Consider the following 11,188-nt stretch of genomic DNA (forward strand, 5'->3'; position numbering starts at 1 on the left):
AAAGGAGCGGATGTTGAATCGCATCGACTGGACAGGAACGCAGCCGCCGAAGGCCACGGAGAAGGGCATCTGGGGTTGGATGTTCTTCGACTGGGCGGCACAGCCCTTCTTCACTGTCGTCACCACCTTCATCTTCGGGCCTTATTTCGTTGCGCGCCTGACCGATGATCCGGTGTCCGCCCAGGCGATGTGGAGCAACGTGGCGACGATCTCCTCGGTGATCATCGCCGTGCTCTCGCCCGTTCTCGGCTCGATCGCCGATCAGTCCGGCGCGCGCAAGCCCTGGATCGGCTTCTTCGCGGTCATCAAGATCGCGAGCCTTTTCGGCCTGTGGTTCGCCGCCCCCGGCTCGCCGATCCTCTATCCCGTGATCTTCATGATCCTCGCCTCGATCTCGGCCGAGTTTTCGATCGTCTTCAACGATTCGATGATGCCGCGCCTCGTCGACAGAACCGAAGTCGGCAAGCTTTCCAACACCGCCTGGGGGCTTGGTTACCTCGGCGGCATGATCGTCCTCATCGCCGTCGTGACGCTGCTTGCGGCAAGCCCCGAAAGCGGCAAGACCATCCTCGGCCTCGACCCGCTTTTCGGTCTCGATCCGCATGCCGGCGAGGATGCGCGCGTCACCGGGCCGATCTCGGCCGTCTGGTATCTGATCTTCATCCTGCCGATGTTCCTGTTCACGCCCGACGTCCGCCGCGGCCTTCCCTTCGGCGCTGCCGTCCGCTTCGGCCTGAAAGAACTCAGAAACACGCTCGGGGAACTCAAGGAGCGGCGCGGCATCCTCAAATTCCTGGTCGCCCGTATGATCTATCAGGACGGCGTGAACGGCCTGCTGATCCTTGGCGGCGTCTTCGCCGCCGGCATGTTCGGCTGGGCGACGATCGAGATTGGCATCTACGGCATCATCCTGAATGTCGTGGCGATTCTCGGCTGCCTGCTCGCCGGCCGCATCGACAAGGCTGTCGGCTCGAAGGCGACCGTCGTGATCAGCCTGACCATGCTGCTTCTCGCCACCCTCGGCATTATTTCGACGGGACCGGGCTACACCCTGTTCGGCCTGATGCCGCTGCCGACAGTGGATTCCGGCGGTCTCTTCGGCACCGCCGCGGAAAAGGCCTATATTCTCTACGGCCTGCTGATCGGGCTCGCTTTCGGGCCGGTGCAGGCCTCATCGCGCTCTTATCTCGCCCGCAGCGTCAGCCTTGAGGAGGCAGGCCGCTATTTCGGCATCTACGCGCTTTCCGGGCGCGCCACGAGCTTCATGGCGACGCTGCTCTTCTCGCTGGTGACCTATATGAGCGGGTCGCCGCGGCTCGGAATGGCAACGCTGATCCTGTTCCTCGCCGGCGGCCTGGCGCTGCTGGTCCGCACGCCCTATCCGGCCGACCGCGCGTAGGAAATACGACGCGCGGTCGGACCTGATGGCAGTCCTCATTCAGTGCCGGAAATGGCGCATGCCGGTGAAGACCATGGCGACGCCGTGTTCGTTCGCGGCATCGATAACTTCCTGATCGCGCATCGAGCCGCCCGGCTGGATGACGGCCGTCGCCCCTGCAGCGATCATCGACAGAAGACCGTCGGCAAACGGCAGGAAGGCTTCGGAAGCGACCGCCGAGCCCTTTGTCATCGGAACCGCGAGGCCGAGCGCCTTGGCGGCCTCTTCGGCCTTCAGCGCGGCGATGCGGGCGGAATCCACCCGGCTCATCTGTCCGGCGCCGATACCGGCGGTCTGGCCGTCCTTGGCATAGACCACGGCATTCGATTTCACATGCTTGCCGACCTTGAAGGCGAATTTCATGTCCTCAAGCTCCTGTGCCGTCGGCGCGCGCTTGGTGACGACCTTGAGCTCCAGATCCTCGACCATGCCGTTGTCGCGGCTCTGGACGAGCAAGCCGCCGGAAACCGTCTTCGCCGTCAGGCCCGCGGCGCGCGGATCGGGCAGGCCGCCCGCCAACAGCAGCCGCAGGTTCGGCTTGCGGGCGACAATCGCCTTCGCCTCCTCGGTCACGTCGGGCGCGATGATGACTTCGGTGAAGAGCTTGACGATTTCTTCAGCCGTTTCCGCATCCAAGGTCTGGTTGAGCGCGATGATACCGCCGAAGGCCGAAACGGAATCGCAGGCCAGCGCCCGCCGATAGGCTTCGACCAAGCTCGCGCCGGTCGCAACGCCGCAGGGATTGGCGTGTTTGATGATGGCGCAGGCCGGCGCCTTCTCCGGCAGGAACTCGGCGACCAGCTCGTAGGCCGCGTCGGTATCGTTGATGTTGTTGTAGGAGAGCTGCTTGCCCTGGAGAAGGGTGGCCGTCGACACGCCGGGGCGCTTCTCGCCGGTCACATAGAAGGCTGCCTTCTGATGCGGGTTTTCACCGTAGCGCATCTCTTCCTTCAGCGCGCCGCCGATGACGCGGTGACGCGGCGCGTCGATCGACAGCGCCTCGGCGAACCAGTTGGAAATCATCGCGTCATAGGCCGCGGTGCGGGCATAGGCCTTGGCGGCCATGCGCTGACGGAAGGCATAGGCGGTCTTGCCGCCATCGGCGGAAAGCTGCTCCAGCAGTTCGGCATAATCGGCCGGATCGGTCAGGATCGTCACATAGGCATGGTTCTTGGCCGATGCGCGGATCATCGCCGGACCGCCGATATCGATATTCTCGACCGTCGTCGGATAATCGCCGCCGGCCGCGCGTACTTCCTCGAAGGGGTAGAGATTGATGACGGCGAGGTCGATGGCCTCGATGCCGTGCTTTTTCATCGCCTCCTGGTGCTCGCCATCGTCGCGGATCGCCAGCAGGCCGCCATGCACCGTCGGATGCAGCGTCTTGACCCGTCCATCCATGATCTCGGGAAAGCCGGTGATTTCGGAGACATCGGTGACGGCAAGGCCGGCAGCGGCGATCGCCTTGTAAGTGCCGCCGGTCGACAGCAGCCGCACGCCGCGCTCGGACAGGGAGCGGGCAAGCTCGACGACCCCGGTCTTGTCGAAGACGGAGAGGAGGGCGGTCTTGATTTCGACCTTGTCGGGGGCGGGGATCTTCTTGGAAATGACGGCCATGAAACCTTCTCCGTTCGGGCTCGGGAGACATCCGGAGGGGACGCCTGCATGTTGGCGTCGCGTTAGCACAGCTTTGCCCCCGCGCAAACAGGAGTCAGCACAGGATCTGACACATGTCGCTCAAAACGCTGCAGCGGATCGCGATTGCGAGACGTTCTAACCCTTGCGAGACAGGAACCAGCGGATTTCCGTCTTCCCGGCAAGATCGAAATCGATCTCGATCTGGTCCGAGCCGCAGATGCCGGAGCTGTCGGCGAAGAAAATATCCTCGGTGATCAGCACTTCATTGCCGGGCGCGGAAAACAGCCAGCTTTCGCCGTCCGGCGCCGTCAGCAGCACGGATTCGCCGTCGCTCTGCTCCAGCACGATCGACGGGTGAATGTGAAAGCGGGCGACCGCCTTCAGCGGCTCGTCACTCTCATATCCTTCCCGGACGACGAGCCGGTCGCGGCCGGTGACGATCGAGCCGGCGGCATTGAGCGTCAGTTCGCGCTCGTGCATCACGCCGAAGGCTTTGAGATAACCATCATGGCTGAGCTTGATGCCGTCGCGTCCATCCTCCGTTTCGGCCCGCTCGACGGTGACGGTTCTGACCGGTTCGATGATCGCATGGCTGAGAAAAGGAGAATGTGAAAAACGGCTGGACGAGGTGTCGTTGAGGATGACGGTCGAATGCGCCGCCGTCGTGCGGGCCATCTGGACATAACGATGCCCGGCAAATTTCGGCGAACCGGAATTGACGATGAAGCGATGCCGGCCGGACGACATCTCGAAGGAGAGGCTGCCGGCATGCGCGGTTCGCAGCGCGCCTCCCGAAGGCGGCACGCCGGTATCGGCGATGATCACCGTCTTACCCGCGGAAAGCCGCTGATAGCGCGACTGCGGCAAGGCCTTGAACGGCTGGCCTGCCGTCTCGTCATATCTGAGCACGGACATCAGCTCGTTTGCGAGTGTCGAGGTGGCGCCATTGAAAAGCGCCAGATCGCCGTCCTGATGGCGGAAGAACCGCAATGCCGGATACATGCGGTCGATGCCGGAGATCAGCTTCTGCGGCAGATCGTGGCCGAGATTGACATAGGTCTGCCGCAGCGGCAGCAGATCGAGCAGCAGTTCCAGGCCGGCGCGCGGGTTGCGCGAGACGTGGCCGCCATCCGGCAGAATCTGGCTATCGAACTCGCGGTCGAGGGCCTGCGCGGCTCTTTTCAACGTCGATGCGCGGGTCGGCATGGCCACGGAGGCCATGGCGAGCGCGATGCGCAGCCGGAACAGCTCCAGGCCGCCCAGCGTGAACGGCGCCATCCGGTGCAGGAATTTCACCTGGAACGCCAGCGACTTCATGAAACGGCGATAGAAGCCGCGATCGGCATTCTGCAGCACGACAGGCGAGTGCGAGAGCCAGGCAATGACGCGCTGGGCGGTGACGTCGGGCTCCCAGGCGACGCCCTCCATGCGGCCGGCATGGATGGAAAGCCAGCTGTCGACGATTGCACGGGCAGCGGCCGCGCTGCGCTCCGTCTTGTGCGCCCGCATATGCCGCAGCCAGCCGAAGCTATGGAGGCGAATCGCAAAAGGGCGCGAGGGCAGGGTGAAGGTAAAGGGCGATTTTCCACTGGTCTCGAGCATACGCCCGGCCAGCAGAAAGCGCCCGTTGAGGATCTCGTCGGCGACATGCGGATCGATGCCGCGAAGGTCGGTCGGCGCGACGATCAGGCGCTCGGGCGGTTTGATGGAATGGCGAATGAGCTTCAGGCGCAGCAACGCGACGCGGCGCAAGGCGCGCCGCCAAGCCTCCCGAACATACATGCTCGCAAAACGCCGACCGGACTGCATATTCTATTGTCTATTGACCCTCGTGGTTAAGAATAGGTGAAAAGCGGCCGATTTCATCGCCCGCAATGAATTAATTTGTGACAAGGTTCGAATATACTCAAATTCATGCGCGCCGCCGGAGATTATCCAACGGTTCTCGGAGCTGCGATTACGCTGTTCGACGCAGCACGGCCGCATAGAAGCCGTCGAGGCCGGAGGCAACACCGCCGGTCATTTTCAGCATTGTGGGGAGGGTTCGGAATTCCCCGAGCGGCGTGACCGCCGCTTCGAGGCCCGGCCAGTCACAGGCGTCGATCGCGACGCGCTCGACCGCATCCGTATCGGCGAGAATACGGGCAACGACCTCTTCACCTTCTGCCGGATCGAGCGAGCAGTTCGAAAATACCAGCATGCCGCCCGGTTTCAGCAAAGTCAGCGCATGACGCAGCAGCCGCTCCTGCAGCGCCGCAAGCCGGGCGATATCGTCAGGCCCTTTGGTCCACAGCACGTCGGGATGCCGGCGGGTGGTGCCGGTCGAGGAGCAGGGAGCGTCGAGCAGGATCGCATCGAAGCGCTCGGCCGGCTCGAATTTGGTCAGGTCCGTCGCGATCGTCTCCGCCTTCAGGCCAAGCCGTTCCAGGTTCGACCGCAGCCGTCTTAGCCGGCTTTCCGATTGGTCGAGGGCGGTGACGGCAGCCCCGGCAAGGATGAGCTGCGCCGTCTTGCCGCCGGGCGCGGCACAGAGATCGGCAGCGCGTTTACCCGAGAGATCGCCGAAAAGCTTGGCCGGAATGCTGGCCGCCGCATCCTGCACCCACCATGCGCCCTCGTCGAAACCTTCGAGCAAGGGGATGCCGCCTTCAAAGGCCGCAAGCCTCACGCCGCCCGTCGGCAGAACGACGCCGTTCAGGCGCTTCGCCCAATCTTCGGGTGCGGATTTGACGGTCAGATCGATCGCCGCGGGCTCGAGCTGGGATTCGGAAATCGCCAGCGCCGCTTCCCGGCCATAGGCTTTTTCCAGCCTCGCAATGAACCAGGCCGGCATCGGCGCAACCTTGCCGATCTCTTCCAGCACCTCGTTCTTCTCGCGGCCGAGACGGCGCAGGATGGCATTGACCAGCTTGGCGAAACGGCGATTGCGCGGATCCTGATTGGCCTGTTCGACGGCAAGATCGACGGCCGAATGATCGGGCACATCGAGATAGAGGATCTGCGCCGCGCCGATGGCGAGAACGTAATGCAGCGCCCGCGCGCCCTCGGGCAGCGGCGAATCCAGGAGGGCAGCGATTGCCGCGTCGATGCGCGGCAGATGGCGAAGTGTGGTATTCAGGATGGCGCGCACAAGCGCCCGATCGCCCTCGCCCAGCGCCTTATAGGCGGGATTGCCATGTTCGTGGTCGAGAGCGCCATCGAGCGGCAGCTTGCGGTCGACCACGGCAGCCAGGATTTTCGCCGCCGCGGCCCGGGCCTGCAGGCCGGGCTTGGCCGGCGCCGATCGGGGCGCGGAGGGCTTCTGTTTGCGGAATGGCTTCTTCGTGCCGTCAGAATTCAAGACCACGGACCTTTTGGCGGTTGCGAACCACCGCGACCCGTATTCGGAACAGAGCGCGATTTGCGCGACGGATTAGCAGCACGAACCGGTCCCGTCGAGACATTCATGCCGCCCTGCGCCATCTCCTGCAGCGCGGCGATGCGGTTTTCGGTATTCGGGTGCGTGGAAAACAGATTGTCCATGCGCTCGCCGGAGAGCGGATTGATGATGAACATATGCGCCGTCGCCGGATTGCGTTCGGCGTCTTCGTTCGGAACATGCGCAGCACCCCGCGCGATCTTGCCGAGCGCCGAGGCGAGCCAGAGCGGGTTGCCGCAGATCTCGGCGCCGCGGCGGTCGGCCGAGTATTCGCGCGTGCGGCTGATCGCCATCTGCACCAGCATGGCGGCGAGCGGCGCCACGATCATCGCGACGAGGACGCCGATGAAGCCGAGCGGATTGTTGTTTTCGCGGTTGCCGCCGAAGAAGAAGGCGAAATTGCCGAGCATCGAGATCGCGCCGGCAAGCGTTGCCGTGATCGTCATGGTCAGCGTGTCGCGGTTCTGGATATGGGCAAGCTCATGCGCCATCACGCCGGCGACTTCCTCCGGGGACAATGCTTGCAGCAGACCCGTCGAGGCGGCGACAGCGGCATTTTCGGGATTGCGGCCGGTGGCGAAGGCATTCGGCTGCGGGCTGTCGTAGAGATAGACCTTCGGCATCGGCAGGCCGGCATTGCGGGCGAGATCGCGCACAATCGCAAAGAATTCCGGCGCGTTGCGTTCATCGACCTGCTGGGCGCGGTAGGCCGAAAGCACTAGGCGGTCGGAGTTCCAGTAGGAAAAGAAATTCATGCCGGCCGCAATGACGAATGCGATCATCATGCCGGCCCGACCGCCGATCAGGAAGCCGACAAACATGAAAAGCGCCGTCATGAAGGCGAGCAACATGGCAGTGCGGACGAGGTTCATCGCGGATCTCCAACTCCGATTTCGCCGTCACGAGCTTTCAATCCCGGTGCCGGCGCATTATGATTTGGTTATTCACCCGCCATTTTCAATGTTTTCCGGCAGGAGAAGCCGATGCAGGAAGCCGACAACGACAATAGCGAAATCGCGGCCGCCGAGGGATCGGAGCCGCCGCGCAAGATGCTGTCTCCGGCTGCCAGGCGTGCACTTGCCGAAGCCGAGGAACGGCGCAAGAACCAGAAGCCCCTGGAACTACCGCCCGAGATCGGCGGCCGCGGCGGAGCGGAGCCCGCCCGCTTCGGCGACTATGAGATCAATGGCCGGGCAATCGATTTCTAAGTAAATATTCCTATTGACTTCGCGTCATGATCGGAATTTATTCCTTTCATGACACGATTCCTGCCGATGCTCGTCTTCGTCGCTCTCGCCGCCTCTGCTGTCACGGCGCGGGACGCGATCGATGGTCCGGTATCGGCTGAAATCCTTCGCGTCATGGATGGCGATACGCTGCTGGTGCAGGCAATGCCCTGACCGCAGCAGACGATGGAAGTCTATGTGCGCATCCGCGGCATCGATGCGCCGGAACTGCATTCCAAGTGTCATGAGGTACGGCAGGCAGGTCTGGAGGCGCGCCATGCGCTGGAGGAGATGGCGGCCCATTCGCCCAGAATCCGGCTGACGAACATCTCCGGCGACAAATATTTCGGTCGCATTCTGGCGACGGTCACCCTAGCGGACGGACGCGACGTCGCCGGCAATCTTCTCTCCGACGGCTTCGCGCGTGAATATGGCGGAGGCCGCAAACCGCGCTCGCCCTGCGCAGAGGAAAAATGAGCCGCCCCCGGAGAGGGCGGCTCTGAATATCAGGCCGTCACCTTGTTCTGCCGGTTGGCGATCAGATCGTCGACGACGGCCGGGTCGGCAAGCGTCGAGGTATCGCCGAGAGCGCCGAAATCGTCCTCGGCGATCTTGCGCAGGATGCGGCGCATGATTTTGCCCGAGCGGGTCTTCGGCAGGCCCGGCGCGAACTGGATCTTGTCGGGAGCGGCGATCGGGCCGATTTCGGCGCGCACGTGTTTCACCAGTTCCTGGCGAAGCGTGTCCGTCCCCTCGTGGCCGGCCATCAGCGTCACGTAGCAATAGATGCCCTGGCCTTTGATCGAATGCGGATAGCCGACGACCGCGGCTTCCGAAACCAGATTATGCGAGACGAGCGCGGATTCGACTTCCGCCGTGCCCAGCCGGTGGCCGGAAACGTTGAGCACGTCGTCGACGCGGCCGGTGATCCAGTAATAGCCGTCTTCATCGCGGCGGCAGCCGTCGCCGGTGAAATATTTCCCCTTGTAGGTGGAGAAATAGGTCTGGATGAAGCGCTCGTGGTCGCCATAGACCGTGCGCATCTGGCCCGGCCAGCTGTCGGTGATGCAGAGATTGCCGTCGGCCGCACCTTCCAGCACCTTGCCCTCATTGTCGACCAGCTGCGGCTTGACGCCGAAGAACGGCGTCGTTGCCGAACCCGGCTTCAGGTCGGTAGCGCCCGGCAGCGGCGTGATCATATGGCCGCCGGTTTCCGTCTGCCACCAGGTATCGATCACCGGGCAGCGTTTGTCGCCGACGACATTGTAATACCACTCCCAGGCTTCCGGGTTGATCGGTTCGCCCACAGTGCCGAGCAGGCGCAGCGAAGAGCGTGAAGAGCGCGTGACGAAGTCGTCGCCGACGCCCATCAGCGATCGGATCGCCGTCGGTGCGGTATAGAAGATATTGACCTTGTGTTTGTCGATGACTTCCCAGAAGCGGCCCTGATCGGGGAAGTTCGGCACGCCCTCGAACATCAGCGTCGTTGCGCAGTTCGCGAGCGGCCCATAGACGATATAGGAATGGCCGGTGACCCAGCCGACATCGGCCGTGCACCAGTAGATATCGCCATGATGGTAGTCGAAGACATATTCATGCGTCATCGAGGCGTAGACGAGATAGCCGCCCGTCGTGTGCAGCACGCCCTTCGGCTTGCCTGTCGAGCCTGACGTATAGAGAATGAAAAGCGGATCTTCGGCCCTCATCTTTACCGGCGGGCATTCCGCCTTCACCGTGGCGACTTCCTGGTGATACCAGAGATCGCGGCCCGGCGCCCAGCCGGTCTTGCCGCCGGTGCGGCGCACCACCAGCACCTTGCTGACATGCACATGCTGGCGGGCGGCGATGTGGATCGCCGTATCGGTATTGTCCTTCAGCGGCACCGGCTTGCCGCCGCGCAGACCTTCGTCACAGGTGATGACGAAGGTGGATTCGCAGTCGACAATGCGCCCGGCCAGCGCTTCCGGCGAGAAGCCGCCGAAGACGACGGAATGCACCGCGCCGATACGGGCGCAGGCGAGCATCGCATAAGCCGCCTCGGGAACCATCGGCATGTAGATGGTGACGCGATCGCCCTTCTTGACGCCGTGCTTCTTCAGCACGTTTGCCATCCGGCAGACATGCTCGTAGAGCTCGTTATAGGTGATCTTCTTGTCGATGTAGGGATTGTCGCCTTCCCAGATGATCGCCACCTGGTCGCCATTCGTCTTCAGATGGCGGTCGATGCAGTTATAGGAAACGTTAGTCTGGCCGTCCTCGAACCACTTGATCGAAACCCTGCCGGTAAAGGACGTGTTCTTAACCTTGGTATAGGGCTTGAACCAGTCGATCCGCTTGCCGTGCTTGCCCCAGAACTTGTCCGGATCCTCGACGCTCTCCTCGTACCATTTCAGGTACTTTTCCTTATCGATCAGGGCACGCGCCTTCACCGGCTTCGGCACCGGATGGATCTTCTCCGACATGGAACTCCTCCTCATGGGACATGCGACGGGCCAAGCGATCTATGAGCCCGGACTTCAAATCACGGCAATTCATAGCAGGTCGCATCGCCACGGCAATTAGACAAAGGTCATTTGATTTCGGAAGAATTGCAATTCTGCGACAGTACGGTTATATAGCGGCATATTTCCCGGACATTGTGGTGACAATCCACGGACCGCGACCGGCGCGGACGATAGAAGGACTATATCCATGGCTCAAACATTGCTCATGCCGAAGGCGACCGCCATCTGGCTTGTCGACAACACGGCGCTGTCTTTCGATCAGATCGCGCAGTTCTGCAAACTGCATCCGCTGGAAGTCAAGGCGATCGCCGACGGCGAAGCGGCGCAGGGCATCAAGGGCCTCGATCCGATCTCGACCGGCCAGCTCTCCCGCGACGAAATCGCCCGCGCCGAAGCCAATCCGAACCACAAGCTGAAGCTTTCCGAACCCAAGGTGCGCGTGCCGGAATCCAAGCGCCGCGGCCCGCGTTATACGCCGGTTTCCAAGCGCCAGGACCGCCCGAACGCCATTCTCTGGCTCGTTCGCAACCATCCGGAGCTGAAGGACGCGCAGATTTCCCGCCTCGTCGGCACGACGAAATCGACCATCGAGCAGATCCGCGAGCGCACCCACTGGAATTCCGCAAACCTGGCGCCGATGGATCCCGTCACGCTCGGCCTCTGCAGCCAGATCGATCTCGACATGGAAGTGGAGAAGGCTTCCAAGGGCCGTCCGCTGCCGACCGCTGCCGAGCTTGGCGCAACGCTGCAATCGGCCCAGGAAACCGAGCGCCTGACCCCGAGCTATGAGCGCGAAGAGGAAAAGGAAATCGACGCCGATGCTGTCTTCCGCAAGCTGAGCTCGCTGCGCTCGGCCCCGAAGGACGAAGACGACGAAGCTCAGTACTGAGCTATCAGCTGCCTCATCAAAAACCCCGCCGGGTGAACCTGAACTGACCCCCGAAAGTTGGACACCCAACTTCGG

At 62.7% G+C, this 11,188-nt stretch carries 10 protein-coding genes; 5 read left to right on the plus strand and 5 right to left on the minus strand.

The genetic code is table 11. The annotated features are described in order from the left end of the window. Positions 1 to 10: 10 nt before the first annotated feature. On the plus strand, positions 11 to 1,399 hold the full coding sequence (locus tag CO670_RS09050) for an MFS transporter (protein ID WP_097589920.1): 1,389 nt from the start codon (positions 11 to 13) through the stop codon (positions 1,397 to 1,399). Positions 1,400 to 1,438: 39 nt separating this feature from the next. Here CO670_RS09050 and purH read toward each other — a convergent pair whose 3' ends face one another. The 4 genes from purH to htpX form a co-directional block, all read right to left on the minus strand. Continuing rightward, positions 1,439 to 3,055, minus strand: a complete 1,617-nt coding sequence (purH, locus tag CO670_RS09055) for a bifunctional phosphoribosylaminoimidazolecarboxamide formyltransferase/IMP cyclohydrolase (RefSeq protein WP_097589921.1) — start codon at positions 3,053 to 3,055, stop codon at positions 1,439 to 1,441. A gap of 156 nt (positions 3,056 to 3,211) precedes the next feature. After that, the gene (locus CO670_RS09060) at positions 3,212 to 4,885 is read right to left on the minus strand and encodes a heparinase II/III family protein (RefSeq protein ID WP_097589922.1); all 1,674 of its coding nucleotides are present in this window, start codon (positions 4,883 to 4,885) and stop codon (positions 3,212 to 3,214) included. Positions 4,886 to 5,033: 148 nt separating this feature from the next. Then, complete coding sequence (locus CO670_RS09065) at positions 5,034 to 6,422, minus strand: RsmB/NOP family class I SAM-dependent RNA methyltransferase (protein ID WP_097589923.1); 1,389 nt, start codon at positions 6,420 to 6,422, stop codon at positions 5,034 to 5,036. Then, the gene (gene htpX, locus CO670_RS09070; protein ID WP_097589924.1) at positions 6,413 to 7,366 is read right to left on the minus strand and encodes a zinc metalloprotease HtpX; all 954 of its coding nucleotides are present in this window, start codon (positions 7,364 to 7,366) and stop codon (positions 6,413 to 6,415) included. Before htpX ends, CO670_RS09065 begins: the two co-directional genes overlap by 10 nt. Positions 7,367 to 7,477: 111 nt before the next feature. On the opposite strand from htpX, the gene CO670_RS09075 reads away from it, so the two are divergent. The 3 genes from CO670_RS09075 to CO670_RS09080 are packed head-to-tail and all read left to right on the plus strand — an operon-like array spanning position 7,478 to position 8,197. Next, complete coding sequence (locus CO670_RS09075; protein WP_097589925.1) at positions 7,478 to 7,702, plus strand: DUF1674 domain-containing protein; 225 nt, start codon at positions 7,478 to 7,480, stop codon at positions 7,700 to 7,702. Between the two features lie 48 nt (positions 7,703 to 7,750). After that, positions 7,751 to 7,894 carry a hypothetical protein gene (locus CO670_RS33340; RefSeq protein ID WP_245425773.1) on the plus strand — a complete coding sequence of 48 codons (144 nt, stop codon included), beginning with the start codon at positions 7,751 to 7,753 and terminating at the stop codon, positions 7,892 to 7,894. A 12-nt stretch (positions 7,895 to 7,906) separates the two neighbouring features. Beyond that, positions 7,907 to 8,197 carry a thermonuclease family protein gene (locus CO670_RS09080; RefSeq protein ID WP_245425774.1) on the plus strand — a complete coding sequence of 97 codons (291 nt, stop codon included), beginning with the start codon at positions 7,907 to 7,909 and terminating at the stop codon, positions 8,195 to 8,197. 29 nt (positions 8,198 to 8,226) lie between these two features. Here the strand turns inward: CO670_RS09080 and acs are convergent, their stop codons facing one another. Beyond that, the gene (acs, locus tag CO670_RS09085; RefSeq protein ID WP_097589926.1) at positions 8,227 to 10,182 is read right to left on the minus strand and encodes an acetate--CoA ligase; all 1,956 of its coding nucleotides are present in this window, start codon (positions 10,180 to 10,182) and stop codon (positions 8,227 to 8,229) included. Between the two features lie 229 nt (positions 10,183 to 10,411). Here acs and CO670_RS09090 point away from each other — a divergent pair, with 229 nt between their 5' ends. Next, complete coding sequence (locus CO670_RS09090; RefSeq protein WP_097589927.1) at positions 10,412 to 11,113, plus strand: DUF1013 domain-containing protein; 702 nt, start codon at positions 10,412 to 10,414, stop codon at positions 11,111 to 11,113. The last annotated feature ends 75 nt before the right edge of the window (positions 11,114 to 11,188 follow it).

This window comes from Rhizobium sp. J15, from assembly GCF_002531825.1.
Classification (GTDB): domain Bacteria; phylum Pseudomonadota; class Alphaproteobacteria; order Rhizobiales; family Rhizobiaceae; genus Rhizobium.

Coding starts and splice junctions, on each gene's coding strand:
- htpX (WP_097589924.1), bottom strand. CDS start 7,366: ATGAACCTCGTCCGCACTGCCATGTTGCTCGCCTTCATGACGGCGCTT.
- CO670_RS09050 (WP_097589920.1), top strand. CDS start 11: ATGTTGAATCGCATCGACTGGACAGGAACGCAGCCGCCGAAGGCCACG.
- CO670_RS09060 (WP_097589922.1), bottom strand. CDS start 4,885: ATGCAGTCCGGTCGGCGTTTTGCGAGCATGTATGTTCGGGAGGCTTGG.
- acs (WP_097589926.1), bottom strand. CDS start 10,182: ATGTCGGAGAAGATCCATCCGGTGCCGAAGCCGGTGAAGGCGCGTGCC.
- purH (WP_097589921.1), bottom strand. CDS start 3,055: ATGGCCGTCATTTCCAAGAAGATCCCCGCCCCCGACAAGGTCGAAATC.
- CO670_RS09090 (WP_097589927.1), top strand. CDS start 10,412: ATGGCTCAAACATTGCTCATGCCGAAGGCGACCGCCATCTGGCTTGTC.
- CO670_RS33340 (WP_245425773.1), top strand. CDS start 7,751: ATGACACGATTCCTGCCGATGCTCGTCTTCGTCGCTCTCGCCGCCTCT.
- CO670_RS09075 (WP_097589925.1), top strand. CDS start 7,478: ATGCAGGAAGCCGACAACGACAATAGCGAAATCGCGGCCGCCGAGGGA.
- CO670_RS09080 (WP_245425774.1), top strand. CDS start 7,907: ATGGAAGTCTATGTGCGCATCCGCGGCATCGATGCGCCGGAACTGCAT.